Below are 17,931 nucleotides of genomic sequence, written 5' to 3' on the forward strand. Positions count from 1 at the left end.
TACGAAAAAAAACAATCCTATTTAATAATAAATAGGATTGTTTTTTAATTAATCAACTTTAATAACTAACGTTTTTAAATAATTACCTTGACGATATTCCTTGTTTGTTACAAAGTCACTTGATAAACGGAATGTTTCAAGTAATGTAAATGAACGATTCTTATTAGCAAAAGCTTCTGTGATTTGTTCTTTTAATTTTTTGAGCGTCAATCCTGCCGAATTAGTTGAGAACATGATAACACCATCTTTTTGTGTAATATCAATAGCATCTTCAGCAAGTTGAACATAATCTTTTTGAACTGAGAATGTTCTTTTCTTTGAACGTACAAAACTTGGTGGATCCAAAATAACTAAATCATAGTTAATATGGTGTTTCTTTGCATAATCTAAATAGCCGAAAACATCCATTCCACGAATTTCTTGTTTTTCAGGATCAATATTATTAAGTACAAATTGTTCTTTTGTACGATCAATATTTTTATTATTCACATCTACACTAACTGTTTTAAGTGCGCCACCTACTGATGCAGCAACTGATGTTGCACCTGTATTACTAAATCCGTTAAACACAAGTTTTCCTTCAGCATATTTATTCATAATTGCTTTACGCATTTCACGTTGTTCTAAGAAAAGTCCTGTCGTTGTTTCATTAAGATATGCAGCAAATTGAAGGCCATTTTCTTGAACAATAAGTGGCGTAGGTGCATCTTTTCCACGAACTTTGAATGTTGATGGTTCACCCTTTGTATCGTAACGAAGATTAGCATAAATACCTTTATAACTTGTAACTGCATCAGAAAATGCACTATAAATCATATCTTTGTGTTGGTAAAGACCTAAGCTATACCAAGTAAATACATAATAATCGTCGTAATAATCAATTGTTAATCCACCGATACCTTCACCTTCACCGTTAAAGAAACGAAAGGCATTCGTCTCCTTATTAGTAAATAATGATTTACGGTTCATTCGAGCGTTATTAAATAATTTTGAGAAAAAATCTTCATCAATACGTGATTCTTCATTTCGTGAAAAAATCCAGCCATCCCCACGATTTTGTTCTGCAAAATAACCATAAGCGACAAATTGATTATGTAGCGTTAATGCAACCCATTCTCCTTCTTTAAAATCACGAGTTGTTTGTAAATCTTCCTTATCAATTAATGGGTATCCATTTTTAAACTTTTTTGCTGCATGTGAAATAATTTCTACTTTTCTCAATGACTAGCACTCCTTCTATTTTTTAACGTCTTTTTTATTTAATATTTGATTTAAGATAAGATATAGCCCACAGCCTATCAATGTACCCAATGAATTAAAAATGATATCATCTATATCACTAACTCCGGATCCTAGTACAAACTGTCCACATTCAATAGCGATTGATAAACAAATACCAACCAACATTGTTTTTACTAGAGAATACTTTTTAAATTGCTTTAGACTGGGTAAAATAATTCCTAACGGAACAAACCAAAGAATGTTACCATATAGATTATACACGAAATCGAACAAAGATTGTCCATTTGTCAGTTTAATTGTTTCAATTAACGGTGTCCAATTGATAGAATGAAAATTATAGGTTGAATTCAATCGGATATCCCATGGGAAATAGACATATCTAAATACCGTCAATTCAACTAATAAAACGAGGTACGCAACTAATAATAGCCTTACAAATTCTGTTCTGAAGTTTATTTTTTTCTTTTGATACAACCCTATACTTACTCGAATAACAAGATACACGATTAAGTAAAAAATTGTTTTATCAACACTTAAAAAAATAAGATGGATTAATGGAAAGTGGTTAATACCTTGTGAGTAATGATGTAAAACGTATTCATATAATTTTGATAAAAATAACATTCTTTCAACCTCACCTTCCATCTTCTCCTATATTAACAAATAAAAACATGATATTTTAGTATGTACCATTATTTTTCATGTAAATTTAATAAGTTAAAAATGCATTAACAAAGCTTAGCATCAATTGACACAAATTTAATATAGACTGTAAACTACAGTTACGATTTTAATTTGATTATACTCGAAAGGACGGTTCAAACCGTGCAGACACTCAAACGATTTAGAACATTTCTAAACACAAAGCTTGGATTTTTCACCCTACTTCTGTTTCTTTTCTGGTTAAAAACAATTACTGCATATCTTATTGATTTTAACCTTGGTGTTTCAGGAATTTATCAATACTTTGTCCTTTTGTTAAATCCACTTGGCACAACCATGCTACTACTCGGACTTGCATTATACATTAAAAAACCAGTTATTTCATATTTGACTATGTTTTTAATTTACATTGCGAACTCAGCATTACTATTTTTTAATGTTATTTATTATCGAGAATTTACTGATTTTATGACAATTAATACAATGTTAGGTTATTCTAAAGTTTCTGAAGGTATTAGTGGCAGCTCTTTTGCTTTAATGAAACCACACGATATTTTTTACGTCATTGACTTAGTGCTTATTATTTGCTTATTCTTAACTCGCTATTTAAAATTTAACACTCGACCATTCAGTAAACTTAACGCGTTTGCAATTACATCATTCTCAATAATGCTAACATTGGCAAGTTTAACATTAGGCGAAATTGACCGACCACAATTAATTACGAGAACGTTTGATCGTAATTATATTGTTAAATACTTAGGAATTGATTCATATACCGTCTACGACAGTTTCAAAACAGTTAAAAACAATCGGGTTCGCGATACTGCTGAAAGTTCTGATTTAAATGATGTCCTTGATTTTACAAAGTCACATTATGCAGCACCTAATCCAAATATGTATGGTATCGCAAAAGGTAAAAATGTTATTGTGCTCCATTTAGAAAGTTTTCAACAATTTTTAATTAACTTTAAGGTGAATGGAAAAGAAGTCACACCCTTCTTAAATTCTCTATACAATGGTAAAGAAACTTATAGTTTTCCTAATTTTTTCAATCAAGTCGGACAAGGTAAAACATCTGATGCTGAGAATCTCTTAGAAACAAGTATCTATGGATTACCTCAAGGATCTGTTTTCACATCTCTTGGATCCGAAAATACATTTGAAGCAGCTCCCGCTATCTTAAATCAAACCGCTGGTTATTCTAGTGCTGTTTTCCACGGTAATATTGGATCATTTTGGAACAGAGATTCCGTTTATAAAAGTATGGGATACCAATACTTCTTTGATTCAAGTTATTATGATACGTCTGCAAATAACACTCTAGAATACGGTCTAAAAGATAAGTTATTATTCAATGATTCAGTTAAATATTTAGAAAAATTACAGCAACCTTTTTATGCAAAATTCATTACCGTGTCAAATCATTTCCCATTTGATATTGATTCAAAAAATAAAGACTTTGAAGTTCCAGATACAGGTGATACGTCTGTTAATAATTACTTCCAAACGGCTCATTATTTAGACGAATCAGTTAAAGAATTTTTCACATACTTAAAAAAATCTGGATTATCTAATAATACAATGGTTGTCCTCTATGGTGACCATTACGGTATTTCAAATTCAAGAAATGTGAAGCTTGCTAAACTTCTTGGTAAATCATCCGAAACATGGAGCTCATTTGATAATACACAATTACAACGTGTTCCATTTATGATTAATATTCCTGGAAGTAAAAATGGTGGCATCCAAAATCAATATGGTGGTGAAGTTGATGTCTTACCTACCCTTCTTCACTTATTAGGCCTAGATTCGTCATCATATGTTCAATTTGGGACAGATTTATTTTCTAAGAATCACGATCAGACAGTTGCGTTTAGAAATGAAAACTTCATTACACCTAATTATACTGTTTTAGATTCTACAATTTATGATAATGTAACAGGTAAAGAAGTTACGCACCCTTCTAAAATTGTTAAGGAAACAATAAAGAAAGATCAGACAAAAGTCAGTACCGAACTAAATTTATCGGATACAGTCAATAATCAAAACTTATTACGTTACTATACACCAAAGAATTTTAAGCCAACGCAACCAAGTGACTATAACTATAAGAATCAATATAGTAAATTACTAAAATTACAAGAAACGCTTAAAAACAATTCGACAAGCCTCTATTCAAAACATGGCAATAAGTCGACAACAACCTTATATCAAACAGATGCTCCTGAATTAAAGGCACCAACTGCAAGTTCTTCTTCAAAAACTGTTACAAGTTCAAGTTCAAGTACCAGTTCAAAATAAACGCTACCGAAAAATAAATTTCGGTAACGTTTATTTTTTTATTCTAAACAACTTCACATAATGTTCATAACTATTATTTAAAATTAGTCATATAGATTAATCGAAGAGGTGTCATTATGTCTTTAATTCTACAATCATTATCTAGTATTTTTTATCATAAGAAACAAACAGTTGGGTTATTTATCATATTTTTTTTCACAATACTAATCGGTCTCTCAAACTTATTATTTAATCAAATTTCATTTGAATCATTTAAAAGTTTTAAAAAAATGCTTGCTCATATTAATGTTAATAGTACATCTAGTTCTAATTTACTTAGTGTCTTAACAGATATTCATAAACAACAAGTCAGCCTAATCTACCCTATTATTATTGGGTTATTGATAGCGGGTATTACTATCAGTATTGTTGTTTATAAAAAAATCATCAACAAGCGTATCAACGAATATCTTAGTTTACACAATATCGGCGAAAGTCAGCCTAAAGTCGCATTTGCATTCGCTCTTGAAGTCCTTATTATCTTTATAGCAGCATTAATTTTAGTGATAATTTTAATTTTCTTCTTTAAAAATAACTATACTTCATTGCTGAGAGAACTAAATATTTATTGGCTAACCCATTCATTAGCTATGCAACTTTCTCCCTCAGAAATATCCTCTGAGTTATTAGAATTACTGTCACATAAATTAACCAATTTTAATGGGAATTTTTTAATTTCCTCTACAAACGTACAATTTAGTACATTAATCTCGCAAGAATCATTCATTAATTCTGCATATCTATTTGCTGGCGGTATAACTATTAGCCTTATTTCATTCCTATCTGTCTTATTCTCTACCCGTAACTCATCTCATTAAATTATAGGAGGCATCACAATGCAACTAAAAAAATACACTAATACAACTCAATCATTAACCTCATTATTCCCTACCCATTCGGTTTCAATCATTTTAGATAAATCATTTGAATTCGTAAATCAACTTGAAAATCAAGACTTTATTAATTCAAATTTAGTTACTTTAATCACAATTGAAGAACTAAGCTTAATAGTTCCTTATCTAACTATCACACAAAATATGGGTTTAACATCTAAGAAACAGCACAAAAAAACATATAAAACTATTTCAAAATTAATTTATGGACAATATTTTCACCACTATTCACCGAATTTTATCAACAAAAAAACGACTGATTTAAGTCACTTTGATGAAACACTTATTTTAATTTTTAGAGCTATCTTAAACGATTATTCGGTGATCATTTTATCAGGCTTAATTGATGAATTTTCAATAATAGAAACAAGATTCTTCATTGATTTAGTCACAGAATTAACCTGCCAATTAGATTTAAGCATTATTATCACAACTAAACAGACAGAGTTACTTACTCAACCGCAAATCATTCCCTTTGCAGAATCTCCTATAATAGAATAAACCCTCATTGCATATGCAATAAGGGTTTATTCCAATTATTTTTTATTCTTGTTGCCAATCTTCTGAGTAATAATAATTATTTAAATGATATTTAGGTTTAACTTGTTTTTGAGTCAGGAATGGGTTCACATAACTATCAACCGCAACCCAACCTTTCCAACCTAAATGAATCGTATCTTCCATGAAGTATTCTTCATTACCATCTTTACTGAAATCAGCAATTTTATTAAATCCTTGGGATTTCAATTGCTTTGTAACCTTACCATCAAAGTTAGCTAGCATCTTCGACGATAGTCCAGTATAACTTGCCCAACGTTGGTTTACAGGTGGAATAATAAACAAGACGTCAGTATGTTCTTTAGCAAACTGATTTAAAATTAATTGGAAATCTGAAAATTCAACAGAATGATCATAATTTAATTTAGTCTGTGTACCTGCAAGCTTACCAATTTTTTTGTTAAGCTTATTTTTATCCCAATAACTATTTTTGATTGCAAAATCATTATTGGTTGTCCATTTAGCACCATATTTACCGGCAAGAATATTTAATTTATTTAAATCATATTTTGCTGGAAGGTTCTTAGTTTGTTTGTCGATAGTCTGTGTTCGATCGGCCATCGGAAAACCTGAGAATAATTGATCTTCATGATTCAAAATCGTTAATTTCAAGCGAAGCATCGTAGCATCCGCTTCAGATAACGACTGTCCTTCAGCAATTTTATGCATTGCATTCAGTACAGATTCATTTCCTTCACCAGACATTAAAGTAATAAATCTGTTGGCAGCATAACGATCTGACAGGCTGTTAGCATTTGCAGATAGTAACCACTCTGTTGTTTGTAATGGTGAATAAAAATTATTAAATACCTGCTTTCTTACACCATTAGGAACAAACCATTGTGGTGATACCACCATAACTGCTTTTTTATTTCTTAATTGATTTTTGATACCTTGTAAATAAAAATAATGATTAAGCGATTGTGTCCCACCAGTTCCCATTAAAAATGGACGATATGAACGATTATATTTTTTCGCTAAAACTGAAGGATGCATCGAATCCATCCGTGAAAATTCGGATGAACCGATAAATGCCACATAACCATCATCTAATGCCTTTTGACGAATAGCAGAGCCCTTTAAAATTAAAGTAGATTGCGATACTGCTGCTTTTTCTTCAGTTTTTGCAGAACTGAAATTATAATTGACTGGTGCAAGTAGTATGGCTAATAGTAATGCAACAGCCAAAACAACAGGCCCAATGATCATGAATAACTTCTTTTTCAATCCCATTTAGATCAAGCTTTCTACTTTTGCAATAATTAAATTTGGTGTTGCCCACTCAGAACGTTCAAACTCTGAAATTGGAATATCAACACCTAATTCATTTTGTAATTCTAAGATTAATTGAATTGAACCCATTGAATCTAATAGGCCTTCATCAAAAACATTTAAATCTAAATTATTTCTAACTTCTGCGCTACCTGTTGTCTCTTCTAATATATCTAAAACTTTATCTTTTGTGTTCATATCAATTCTCCTCTAATTATCTATTTTATGAAAAATATAGTTTGTCCAAAAATCCTGAAAAGATTAAGAAACTTAAGCAAACGATGTTAAACGTAATAAAGATTGCAAAAATTTCTGTAAATTTATTACTTGGAATACTGGTTTTATGTTTCTTTTTAAATCTGAGCCATGCATCATTAATGACGATAGCTATCGCATGGAATAGGCCATAGGCAATGTAATACCAAGTAACCCCGTGCCAAAATCCCATGAGTAAGAATAATCCAAAATAACCAACAATAGCTGTTGTTATTCGACTTTTAATTAATTTATGTTTCATCATAAAAAAGACTAATCTCATATAAACAAAATCACGGAACCAGAATGAAAGTGTCATGTGCCAACGATTCCAAAAGTCTTTAATATTGTGTGCGATGAAAGGTCTATTAAAGTTAGGAGGTGTTTCAATTCCCATAAAGTAACTGATACCAACTGCGAATAAACTATAACCAGCAAAATCAAAAAATAAATCCATACTGTACGTGTACATGTAACCAACTAAGGCCCACGATATACCACCGTCTAGTAATGCAATACGTGCGACGTGAGGTAACAGCATCGTACCAAATAGGTATGCTAGTAAAAATTTATATAAGAAACCTAAGAAAATGTAAAATACACCCTTTTGTAACATTTCTAAATATTTTTCTCGACTTGGGACATTTTGATAATCTTTAACAAACCGTCTGTAACGATCGATTGGTCCCGATGAGATAGTTGGGAAAAACAATAAAAATTGTAAGGTTAGCATCAAATCAAATTTCTTAATACTACCATCTCGCGATTCCATAATCATTTGAACCGCTTTAAACGTTAAATAACTAATTCCTAAAAAGCCAATAATTGATGGTATACCATTATTAATGGCTGGTGTTATTTTTACGATGGATAATGGTGCTATCGCTAAAAGGACAGCCATAATAAAAACCCACGTTTGATTATACTTACTACGATAATTCATGTATAAACCGATAAGTAAGACTTCAAAAATTATATAAATAAGTAAATTAAAGCCTTCGTGAAGTTTTGGACCGCCAAATATTAAGAAAATAAAGAGTAATGAAATTAACGTTTCATACAATCTAAATCTTTTACCATTAAGCAAACCAACAATAATTGGAATTAAAACAACAATAAGATATAGAAAGTACATCGGATTGACATAAGGTTGGAATGATACCATTAAGCATTCACCTCATTTATTAGTGTTTTCCGATCAATTTTACCATTTTGCGTTAATGGTAAAACATCAACATAAACAAACTTCTGTGGAATCATATATGACATCATTGTATCTAACAAGTATTTTTTAATTTCAACTGTTAATTCTGAGTCTCGTTCAACTGGATTATCATTTTGAACAACATACGCAATTAATTGAACCACTTTATGATCCTTATTATATTTTGGAATAGTGATTGCTTGTTTTACAAATGGATGCGATGACACATGATGGTCAACTTCTTCTAATTCAATTCGGTAACCATGTAGTTTAACCTGGAAATCAATTCGTCCACGATATAACAACATCCCTTCAGAATTTATGATTGCTGCATCACCAGTTCGATAGGCAGCTACGCCATCCATTTCAAAAAAAGCACTGGCCGTTTTTTCAGGATTGTTAAGATAACCTTTTGAGACACTAGGTCCAGCAATAATTAATTCACCTTCATCACCATTTGGTACTAGTTCATTTTCTGGATTAACTACAACCATCTTTGTATCTGATTTGGCATAACCAATTGGTAATCGTGGGTATTGTTCTAAAATAGCATCAGTAATCTCAACACTCGAAACCGCAACTGTTGCTTCCGTAGGACCATACGTATTAAATATCTTAGCCATTGGGAATCTTTGCTTCAATGCTGCAGCTGTTTTGTGAGTTAATTCTTCACCACAAAATAAGAATCGACTAAGATCTGGTAAATGTTTATCATCAAACGTTGGTTCTAATAAACAAATATCAATAAATGATGGTGTTGAAACCCAAACTTGTAAGTCCAGAGTAGGTAACGTTTGGAAAAGAACTTTGAAATTATCCGTCACTTCTTGAGGTAAAACAGATAACTTACCACCCATAGTTAATGTAGGATACAAGTCCATTACTGATAAATCAAATGAGTATGGTGCCTGAGATAGACTATTGGGATGTTCTGGTAGAGAGAAATCTTCTATCATCCAGTTCACGTAACTTATCAAGTTATCATGACTAATTTGAACCCCTTTTGGCTGTCCAGTCGTACCAGATGTAAAGATAATATAGAAGTTATCTTTACCAGTTACTTGGAAACTAGGATCAGGAACTTCTACCCCTTGATTATTCTCAATAATTTCTGTTAATTCAGTTGATAAAATTACAGGTACATCGAGTTTAACTTCAGGTAATTCTGCTACAGCTATACAAGCGACTGGTTTCGCAACTTCTTGAATTGACTCTAAACGCTCAGCTGGTGAGTGCGAATCAATTGGAATATATGCGTGCCCTGCTTTAACGCTTCCTAAAAAAGCCACTAGCATATTAAATTTTTGATTTCCATATATCATAATTGGACGTTTATTATCTAAATTTAATTCAATCAAATGCAATGCTAATGCATCAGATTTTTCTTTTAACTGTTGATAAGTATTTGTCTCACCCAAATCATTGTAAACAATGCGATTGGGATCGGACATTGCGATCATATCAATTTGATTAATTACATTTTTTATCATGTCTTTGCTCTCCTTTAAAATTCATTATAGATAAACGTACCATTACTTATACCTTTAAATGAATACAGGTAAACTAGCATCGCCAATACAATAAAATAAAAGGCAGTTCGAACGATAAACATAAAAACTTCATTTTCTTTTAAATCATGCCATTTTTGGCTCATATTTATCACATCCCCCTTAGAATGAATATAGTATACACTTTTTTTCCCCCGTTTAGCATTCATCTATGTCATACTAACCTAACAATTTTGTAATATTAAACTTAGTTAATAATCTTATTAACCGCTTTTTAGTGTAACAGAATTACATCTATATCACAAAAAAGAACGATTTCTATTTGTATATAGAAATCATTCTTTAATAATTTTTTAACTATTTATTCATTTTCTTGATTTGGAAACGTCAATGTAAACGTTGTCCCTTTTCCTTCAGTACTCATCACTTCAACTTTTCCGTTATGAAGTTGCATTAATTGATGAACAATTGATAATCCCAATCCTGATTCTCCGTACTTAGTACTCTTACGAGATGGATCTGCCTTGTAGTAACGTTCCCAAATATTTTCTAGCTGGTCTTTTGTCATGCCAATACCTGTATCAGTAATCCTAAAGATACTTTCATGGTAACCACGTTCAGCTGAAATATGAATCGTTCCTGATTGAGTGAATTGAATGGCGTTTTGCGTAATGTTAAAAATAACTTGCACAAATCGATCGTAATCCGCAAAAACCATTAAGTTTTTAGGAACACTTAATTCAATCTTATCGTCGGCTTCTATTGCTTTTTTTGTTAGTTGTTCAACGATGTTATTCAAAACAATAACCGCATCAAAATTACTTGGTGCTAGCGTAATTTGATTTGTCCTAATTTTTTCATAGTCTAAATTTTCATTGACTAATCGGATTAATCGCTTAGTTTCACTTTGCATTAGTTCAATGCTCTTCCCTTTGCTCTCTTCTGGAATTGCATCGTATGCTAGCCCTTCAAGTAGTCCGTTAATAGTTGTCAACGGTGTACGCATTTCGTGTGCAGCGTCAGCCATAAATTGTCTACGACGTTCTTCTTGACGTTTTATTTCTTTCTCTGATTCTTTCAATGAAGAAACCATGCCATCAAAATCTTGTGCCAAATCATCTATTTCATCTCGATGTCTACTTTCGATATGCACATCAAAATTACCATCAGCAACCATTCGAGTTGCACGTCTCAATCGATTAATTCTAGAAACAGAGTATCTCGCTAAAAGATAACTCAAAATAATTCCAGCGATAACAGAGACAATAAACGCAATAACCAAATTCTGAGTCATTTGACTCATATTGGATTGAATATTAGAAACATTGGCTCCAACCGATATAACCGCATATAATTTACCATTATAAAAATAAGGTTTCAAAATATCGGTCATATTAATTGCTTTCATATCTGTTTTTAATTGTCTATTAATATGCGGTGTACGGTGAACAACTTCACCATTTTCCAATTTTTTCCACTGCTCACTTGTAATATTGTCCTGTACCGCATTATCAGGATAGATAATTTTAGATTTTTTAGTATAAATAGTAAATCGAACATTTTGCGTTTTTAAAATTAATTCTGCATTTCTTAAATTATTTAAGTTTAAATTAAATTGCGTTTTTGAATCGGTTGTTTTTAAAACCATTGATTCTGACATTAAACTATCCGAGTAACCTTCCAATTGTGTCCATGTATTTTTATAGACCATATCACTCGTGAAATTTAAAAATAAAGCGCCAAATACAATGACCAATGTAATAATAACCGCGAAGAATGCTAACATTTGCTGATAAAGTAGCTTCATTAGTAACCAGCTCCTGAGTCATCAAATTTATAACCGACACCCCACACCGTTTGAATAACTTGTGGACCCACTTTTTCAATTTTTTGACGTAATTTTTTAATATGTGCATCAACTGTTCGTTCATCACCAAAAAATTCATAATCCCAAACTAATTCCAATAGTTTTTCTCTTGAAAAGACTTGTTTTGGTTTATTGGCCAACGTTTTCAACAAATCAAATTCTTTTGGTGTTAAATCATGAATTAAAACGTCTTGTAAGTATGCTTCTCGACGAGCTGTACTTAATTTAAAGTGAGTTGTGACAATATCAAAACTAGTACTTTCATTTTCTGTTTCATCGTCAGTTCCAACACTTGGTTTTTCTGCCCGGCGGTGAAGGGCCTTAATTCTAGCAATCAATGTTATTGGGCTAAAAGGCTTTGTTACATAATCATCTGCGCCCATTTCTAATCCAAGAACTTGATCACTTTCGGTATCGCGTGCCGTTAAAATAATAATGGGGACATTAGCTGAAACTTTTCGAATCGTAGAACTGACTTGCATGCCATCCATACCAGGCAAATTCAAATCAAGCGTAATCATATCCCAACTATCCGGATCTTCATTAAACATAGCAACAGCATCATTACCATCATAAGCGTACTGAACGTCCCATTTTTCTTTTTGAAAAAACATCGACATCATTTCAGAAACTGCCTTATTATCCTCTACCATCAATAATTTCATATTATTCCTCTTTCATTTCCAATTTAATGAAAATCATAATCTTATCTGCTACTTTGAGCGGTCTTATATTCCATTAGTATAACTAAATAATATGAATATTTTTAGTTTTTTTTCGTAATATATTTTAATACCATCAATTTTAATGTATTGTAACTACTTTTACTGTATTTTAGTAGCTGATGAACTGCTTACCTGGCTTGTACTACTACTAATAGCACTTGATTCTGAACTGCTTACGGCTGTATCTGATGACGCGTCGGCTTCTAAACTAGAGCTTGTTTCATCCGTTGAACTTGATTCTTCTACAGAACTTGCCTTTGCCTCCTGGCTTGATGCGCTGGATGACTTTTTACTTGCTCCCGAGTAAATTTTATTTGCTGAAGTTCCCTTATAACTTTGGTGTTGGATAATTACCTTTAATTTATCTGTTCGCTTAAGTAAGTTTCCTTCACTCGGCTCCGATAATATCATGTTTTTCCCAGACCATTTCTGTACAAATACAATTTCTATATGGTTTTTGTTGGCCCACTTTTGCGCTTCCGATTGAGATCCAAATTTAGGAACTTTTATATAAATTTCAGCTTGTTTCTTATCTTCAGCCTGTTTTTTTAATGCATGAGATAAAGTTTCTTCAAGTGAAACCAACTTTTTATCGGCTTGTTTCTTATCTGAAAGATCTTTTTTATAATCATCAAATACCTGATACTGCTCTGTCTGTGTGGCTAAATCTTTAGCTATCACTTCTTCAATTTGATTTAAAAAGGCAAGATTATTCCATGAATAGTGTAATTTACTGACAGCATTCGTATAGTCATCTATTTGCTGACTTGTACTTTTTTTCAAGATTTCTACATTACCTGACAAAGGGTCATACGTGGCTGTCTTCATGGCAATGGACATTACACCGTTTATTGCTATTGCATCTTTTGCCAAATTTTTTTGTAGTGTATAAATTCGATTGGCAAATTGATCTTTATTTGAAGAATTAATCAATAACTGATTAATGTACCCAAATTGTTCATTATTCAATTTTTGAATCGTTCCAGGGGTCACATTTACTTTAACTGTTTGTTCATCATCCTTAACAAATACATCTTGGTATAATGAATTCACTTTCACTTTTTTTAATAAATTATCATATTTTGTCTGGTAATCAGCACGTGAATTCTTAGAAATATTTGATAATGTATCATCTAATTTTTTCATTTCACTTGAAGTTGCTTTAGTCGTTAACTCCTCTGTTTTAATGTTGTAACTATCTGCATAAATTTCATTAAACTTTTGTTTTGCTTCTTTAGACTTAACATTAGAGTCGTAGAGTGAGTCTGGCGTTTGATTTGCCATTGTTAATTTTGAATTATCATTTTTGGACCAATCAAGACTAATTTGATACCGATTGATAACCGTATAGACGCTCCAAATACTCAAGCTAACCGCAATAAACAACAAAATACGATACGCCCACTTTAAAAATTGTCGTATCGATTTATGACTAGCTTGTTCTGGTTTAAAATCTGCTTTATTTTCTCGGTTAACAGTTTTTTTTCCTGTTTGCTTTGTCCCTCTTGATCTCGGTTCCATTTTTATTCACCCTCTAACGTCTCTTTAGCCGCCTTAATGCCATCATTAGCCTTGTCTAATTTTTTCTGAACATTATTTAATTTTTTCTGAGTTGACTGCTCCCATGAACCAATTTTATATGCTTCAGGTTTCTTGTGATATGAAGGATCCTCTAATTTTATTTTTAACGTGTCCTCAGCAATCTTTTTAGACAAATACGTTTTATATATTTTAGCTTTTTTTACATCAATTTTTTCTGGCTCTTTAACGCCTAACGTTACTACTTTATCGTTAGGTTCATATTGAGCTGCAAGACCAGTTCCTGACAATTGTATAACAGTTGATGGTTTTGTCCACTCACTATTATCAGCATTCTTTTCTTTTGAAAAATGTACCATTAGGTCACGATATAAATTAACATTTGTCATTGCAGATGCAGCATCAGTAATATAATGTCCTTTTTTCATTGGTTCATCATACCCTAACCACATCGAAATAGAAGTTGATTTAGTGAACCCATTCATCCAGACATCCATATTTGCATTCGCTGGAAATCCCGATGAAGCAGAATAACCGACGGTCCCTGTCTTCATTGCCTGATGAACATTATCAATTCTTGCAGAAGGCGCTGTCCCACCGGCATTAGGTACGCCTTCCATCATTGACGTTAGCATAAATGCTGTTGAGGCCTTCATAGCACGTTTACTATTTACCTCATATTTTTTAACACTATTATCTGAAAATTTTAGACTTGTGACGTAACGAGCCGCATGATAGGTTCCGCCATTTGAAACGGTGCCATATGCTGTCGCCATTTGTTCGGTAGAAACATCGAGTCCAATAGCCTGCGACCCCGCAGGTGCATTATTTTGAGCCATCCCTACTTGTGCTAAAAATTGGCTAGCCTTCGCACTCCCAACAGTATTTAACGTTCTAATTGCTGGTGTATTAGCCGAAACTCGTAATGCGTTTTGCATCGTTATTGATTTATAACTCACTTTATCAAAATTCTGAGCAACAAGATTAGTTCCCGGATAAGTATATGAAGTGCCATCTAAGGCATGTGTGGTTGCCCACCCAAAGTATTCAATAGCAGGGCCATAATCTAATAGTGGCTTAATTCCTGATCCTGACGAACGCTGCGTAGAAATTGCCCGATTATAACTGAAGGCAGTTTTTTGATGACGTCCACCATATTGAGCAACAATATTCCCCGTTTTAGGATCTGTAATTGTAATTGCAGATTGTTCTGCTGAATTTTGATAATATTTTTTATTATCAGCTAATTTTTTAACAGTCGCATTTTGCTTTGAATCAAGCGCTGTTGTAATTTGTAATGGAGTTTTAGCTAAATCGTACCCTTTATCGCTAACTTGTTCTAAGGCAGAAGTAACATAAGCATTATTTTCAAGAATTTTTTTTGTAACAGAATTTTCCATCCAATGGCGTTTCTGTAAATCTTTTGTCACTGATTCTGCGACAGCAATTTTATATTGTTTCTTTGTAATTACCTTATTCTCAAGCCCTGTTTTTAATATTATATTTCGGCGTGTTTGAACGGCTTTAGGGTTTGAATATAAATTATAGGTAGAAGGGGCTTGGCCCAATCCAGCTATAATTGCCTGTTGACTAATACTCAATTGTTTTAAAGTTTTACCAAAATACGTTTCTGAAATGGTCTGTGCCCCATATGATCCTTCGCCTAGACTCATTTTATTAACATAAAACTCTAAAATCTGTTTCTTACTATAATTATGGTATAACTGTTGCGCTAAGAAAAATTCTTTTATTTTCCGGTCTACAGTCCGATCTTTATTACTCGTTGAAAAAACAGTTAATTTAATTAACTGTTGCTCAATACTTGATCCACCTCGAGCTGACCCTTTACCTACAGCTGATTTAATGGAAGAAAGTCCCGCATTAAATAAGCCGGAGGGCGAAAATCCCGCGTCTTTGTAAAATGTTTGATCTTCTGTTGCTAATAACAGATTACTATATGTTTCAGGAATGTCTTTTGACTTAACATAAACTCGTTTATTCAGCGCTGAAGACCAAATTAACTGGCCATCTTTATCATACATATTTGAACTGGCATCAGATATTAATTCCTGACTTGTAACTGTTGGCACGGACTTAATAACTGTCGCAATATAAATACTTATCGTCGTAACTCCTAATAAAAATAAAACACCAAATATTGCAATAACTCTAAAAATCCACGGATGCCGATGACGCCATCTTTCTTTATCTTTCTTATTTTGTTTTACCATTATGCCATCCCCGATTCTGTGACACGAGTCACATCTCTTGCCATGACATTATTTATTATTTTTTCTATGTATAAATCTAAATTTCCCAATTTATTACCAACTAACAAAACGTAACCCCCTACTACTTTTCTTAACAATACAAAATCTGACTAATCCATTTCGATAATTGTATTGTAATCCTCTAACTATGTAAATTTTTATATCGTTCACAATTGATAACGTTCATATAAGTATTAAATCCTCATTTAACCGTGAGTCATCCCCATTTATATATGTTAAATATAACAATCATAATGACTATATACAAGCGCTAAACTGGATGTTTAAGTTAAGACTTGTATAACTTCTACCTCGTACGTTAAACTAGAGTAATTAAATAAAGAAAGTTTGGGGTTAATATGAAAAACAAAAAAATGATTGGTTTAATTGCAGTAATTATTATCATTATTCTTGGGGGAATTGGGTTCTTCTTCTACCATCAAAATGCAGAAACAACAAATGATACGGAAACTACTACTTCTTCATCAAGTGTAGCGTCAAACGTTGAACTACCACAACTTAGTTCAAAAGTAACAAAAAAAGAAGCTGTCGTAGATATTCAGACAACAAAGGGAAATATCAAAATCAAATTATTCCCGGAATATGCACCAAAAGCTGTGAAGAATTTTATTACTCATAGTAAAAAAGGGTACTATAATAATACCCTCTTCCATCGTGTTATTAACGAATTTATGATTCAAGGTGGCGATCCTAAAGGGGATGGTACTGGTGGCGAAAGTATTTATGGTCATACATTCGGTGCTGAAATTTCAAGTAACCTTTACCACATCCGTGGTGCTTTAGCGATGGCACAAACGTCAGAACCTGATTCAATTGGTAGTCAATTCTACATTGTTCAAAATAACCAAGATGTAAGTACCAGTGCTGATATTAAAGATGGCACACCGTCAAAAATTATTGATGCATACAAAAATGGTGGCACACCTTCACTTGATGGTACTTATACTGTCTTTGGTCAAGTTATCAAAGGGATGGATGTTGTTGATAAAATTGCCGCAGTTGCAGTTAATTCAAGTGATAAACCTACAACTAATGTTAAAGTTAAAACAATTAAAGTCCTCCAAGAGACAAAATAATCAGTTCAAATCTGCAGTCTCTTATAAAGTAACTATGTTACTATGAAGATACTAATAAAGGGAGGTTTTATAGATGTCAGATAAAATTCTAGTCGTTACAACGGAAAGTATTCCGGGTAGAGAATATGAAGTAATTGGGGAAGTTTTTGGCCTTACAACACAATCTAAAAATGTTATCAAAAACATTGGTGCCAGTCTTAAAAATATTGTCGGTGGCGAAATTAAGGCCTACACAGAAATGATGGCTGAATCAAGAGATACTGCTATTGATCGTTTACGCGACAATGCAGTAAGCATGGGTGCTGATGCAGTTGTTATGATGCGTTTTGATTCCGGTTCAATTGGTCAAGATATGCAATCAGTTGCCGCATATGGTACCGCAGTTCGATACATTAAATAATGAAAAAAAGTTTCAACAATGTACTAGGCCCTGTCAAGTTGACGGATGAAATAATATAAAATTTAATATGTTTCTAAATGGCTTTATCCCAGTAT

The 17,931-nt window shown here is 32.4% G+C and carries 16 protein-coding genes; 5 read left to right on the forward strand and 11 right to left on the reverse strand.

Annotation, left to right across the window (positions count from 1 at the left end):
* Positions 1-48: 48 nt before the first annotated feature.
* On the reverse strand, positions 49-1,221 hold the full coding sequence (locus AC1RP4_RS07140; protein ID WP_481761924.1) for a class I SAM-dependent rRNA methyltransferase: 1,173 nt from the start codon (positions 1,219-1,221) through the stop codon (positions 49-51).
* A 15-nt stretch (positions 1,222-1,236) separates the two neighbouring features.
* Positions 1,237-1,866, reverse strand: a complete 630-nt coding sequence (locus tag AC1RP4_RS07145; protein ID WP_481761925.1) for a VanZ family protein — start codon at positions 1,864-1,866, stop codon at positions 1,237-1,239.
* Between the two features lie 432 nt (positions 1,867-2,298).
* Here AC1RP4_RS07145 and AC1RP4_RS07150 point away from each other — a divergent pair, with 432 nt between their 5' ends.
* The 3 genes from AC1RP4_RS07150 to AC1RP4_RS07160 all read left to right on the forward strand — a co-directional run bounded on the left by AC1RP4_RS07150 (position 2,299) and on the right by AC1RP4_RS07160 (position 5,642).
* Positions 2,299-4,209: an LTA synthase family protein gene (locus AC1RP4_RS07150; protein WP_481761938.1), complete on the forward strand. Its 1,911-nt coding sequence runs from the start codon at positions 2,299-2,301 to the stop codon at positions 4,207-4,209.
* 116 nt (positions 4,210-4,325) lie between these two features.
* On the forward strand, positions 4,326-5,066 hold the full coding sequence (locus tag AC1RP4_RS07155) for a hypothetical protein (RefSeq protein WP_481761926.1): 741 nt from the start codon (positions 4,326-4,328) through the stop codon (positions 5,064-5,066).
* A gap of 18 nt (positions 5,067-5,084) precedes the next feature.
* Positions 5,085-5,642, forward strand: coding sequence for a hypothetical protein (locus tag AC1RP4_RS07160; protein WP_481761927.1), 558 nt, complete (start codon positions 5,085-5,087; stop codon positions 5,640-5,642).
* Between the two features lie 42 nt (positions 5,643-5,684).
* On the opposite strand, the gene dltD is transcribed toward AC1RP4_RS07160, so the two are convergent.
* The 9 genes from dltD to AC1RP4_RS07205 all read right to left on the reverse strand — a co-directional run bounded on the left by dltD (position 5,685) and on the right by AC1RP4_RS07205 (position 16,300).
* Positions 5,685-6,932 carry a D-alanyl-lipoteichoic acid biosynthesis protein DltD gene (dltD, locus tag AC1RP4_RS07165; protein ID WP_481762190.1) on the reverse strand — a complete coding sequence of 416 codons (1,248 nt, stop codon included), beginning with the start codon at positions 6,930-6,932 and terminating at the stop codon, positions 5,685-5,687.
* The gene (gene dltC / locus AC1RP4_RS07170; protein ID WP_481761929.1) at positions 6,933-7,169 is read right to left on the reverse strand and encodes a D-alanine--poly(phosphoribitol) ligase subunit DltC; all 237 of its coding nucleotides are present in this window, start codon (positions 7,167-7,169) and stop codon (positions 6,933-6,935) included.
* Positions 7,170-7,194: 25 nt separating this feature from the next.
* The gene (dltB, locus tag AC1RP4_RS07175; protein WP_481761930.1) at positions 7,195-8,391 is read right to left on the reverse strand and encodes a D-alanyl-lipoteichoic acid biosynthesis protein DltB; all 1,197 of its coding nucleotides are present in this window, start codon (positions 8,389-8,391) and stop codon (positions 7,195-7,197) included.
* The gene (gene dltA / locus AC1RP4_RS07180) at positions 8,391-9,920 is read right to left on the reverse strand and encodes a D-alanine--poly(phosphoribitol) ligase subunit DltA (protein ID WP_481761931.1); all 1,530 of its coding nucleotides are present in this window, start codon (positions 9,918-9,920) and stop codon (positions 8,391-8,393) included. Before dltA ends, dltB begins: the two co-directional genes overlap by 1 nt.
* A 14-nt stretch (positions 9,921-9,934) precedes the next feature.
* A complete protein-coding gene (locus AC1RP4_RS07185; RefSeq protein ID WP_409022273.1) occupies positions 9,935-10,084 on the reverse strand; it encodes a teichoic acid D-Ala incorporation-associated protein DltX in 150 nt (49 codons plus the stop codon).
* A 215-nt stretch (positions 10,085-10,299) separates the two neighbouring features.
* Positions 10,300-11,745, reverse strand: coding sequence for a sensor histidine kinase (locus AC1RP4_RS07190; protein WP_481761933.1), 1,446 nt, complete (start codon positions 11,743-11,745; stop codon positions 10,300-10,302).
* Entirely contained in the window at positions 11,745-12,470 is a 726-nt protein-coding gene (locus tag AC1RP4_RS07195) for a response regulator transcription factor (RefSeq protein ID WP_481761934.1), read from the reverse strand. Before AC1RP4_RS07195 ends, AC1RP4_RS07190 begins: the two co-directional genes overlap by 1 nt.
* A gap of 159 nt (positions 12,471-12,629) precedes the next feature.
* A complete protein-coding gene (locus tag AC1RP4_RS07200) occupies positions 12,630-14,051 on the reverse strand; it encodes a hypothetical protein (RefSeq protein WP_481761935.1) in 1,422 nt (473 codons plus the stop codon).
* Between the two features lie 2 nt (positions 14,052-14,053).
* Positions 14,054-16,300, reverse strand: coding sequence for a transglycosylase domain-containing protein (locus AC1RP4_RS07205; protein ID WP_481761936.1), 2,247 nt, complete (start codon positions 16,298-16,300; stop codon positions 14,054-14,056).
* 398 nt (positions 16,301-16,698) lie between these two features.
* Here AC1RP4_RS07205 and AC1RP4_RS07210 point away from each other — a divergent pair, with 398 nt between their 5' ends.
* Both AC1RP4_RS07210 and AC1RP4_RS07215 read left to right on the forward strand, forming a co-directional pair.
* Entirely contained in the window at positions 16,699-17,436 is a 738-nt protein-coding gene (locus tag AC1RP4_RS07210; protein WP_481761937.1) for a peptidylprolyl isomerase, read from the forward strand.
* Positions 17,437-17,509: 73 nt separating this feature from the next.
* Positions 17,510-17,836, forward strand: coding sequence for a heavy metal-binding domain-containing protein (locus AC1RP4_RS07215; protein ID WP_409022267.1), 327 nt, complete (start codon positions 17,510-17,512; stop codon positions 17,834-17,836).
* The last annotated feature ends 95 nt before the right edge of the window (positions 17,837-17,931 follow it).

Source organism: Dellaglioa sp. CoH-56-MRSF-10, from assembly GCF_056782175.1.

Excerpts from the sequence above, each read along its gene's own strand:
- dltB (WP_481761930.1), bottom strand. The coding sequence starts at position 8,391 with ATGGTATCATTCCAACCTTATGTCAATCCGATGTACTTTCTATATCTT.
- AC1RP4_RS07200 (WP_481761935.1), bottom strand. The coding sequence starts at position 14,051 with ATGGAACCGAGATCAAGAGGGACAAAGCAAACAGGAAAAAAAACTGTT.
- AC1RP4_RS07155 (WP_481761926.1), top strand. The coding sequence starts at position 4,326 with ATGTCTTTAATTCTACAATCATTATCTAGTATTTTTTATCATAAGAAA.
- AC1RP4_RS07205 (WP_481761936.1), bottom strand. The coding sequence starts at position 16,300 with ATGGTAAAACAAAATAAGAAAGATAAAGAAAGATGGCGTCATCGGCAT.
- AC1RP4_RS07190 (WP_481761933.1), bottom strand. The coding sequence starts at position 11,745 with ATGAAGCTACTTTATCAGCAAATGTTAGCATTCTTCGCGGTTATTATT.
- dltA (WP_481761931.1), bottom strand. The coding sequence starts at position 9,920 with ATGATAAAAAATGTAATTAATCAAATTGATATGATCGCAATGTCCGAT.
- dltD (WP_481762190.1), bottom strand. The coding sequence starts at position 6,932 with ATGGGATTGAAAAAGAAGTTATTCATGATCATTGGGCCTGTTGTTTTG.
- AC1RP4_RS07145 (WP_481761925.1), bottom strand. The coding sequence starts at position 1,866 with ATGTTATTTTTATCAAAATTATATGAATACGTTTTACATCATTACTCA.
- AC1RP4_RS07215 (WP_409022267.1), top strand. The coding sequence starts at position 17,510 with ATGTCAGATAAAATTCTAGTCGTTACAACGGAAAGTATTCCGGGTAGA.
- dltC (WP_481761929.1), bottom strand. The coding sequence starts at position 7,169 with ATGAACACAAAAGATAAAGTTTTAGATATATTAGAAGAGACAACAGGT.
- AC1RP4_RS07195 (WP_481761934.1), bottom strand. The coding sequence starts at position 12,470 with ATGAAATTATTGATGGTAGAGGATAATAAGGCAGTTTCTGAAATGATG.
- AC1RP4_RS07185 (WP_409022273.1), bottom strand. The coding sequence starts at position 10,084 with ATGAGCCAAAAATGGCATGATTTAAAAGAAAATGAAGTTTTTATGTTT.
- AC1RP4_RS07210 (WP_481761937.1), top strand. The coding sequence starts at position 16,699 with ATGAAAAACAAAAAAATGATTGGTTTAATTGCAGTAATTATTATCATT.
- AC1RP4_RS07150 (WP_481761938.1), top strand. The coding sequence starts at position 2,299 with ATGTTTTTAATTTACATTGCGAACTCAGCATTACTATTTTTTAATGTT.
- AC1RP4_RS07160 (WP_481761927.1), top strand. The coding sequence starts at position 5,085 with ATGCAACTAAAAAAATACACTAATACAACTCAATCATTAACCTCATTA.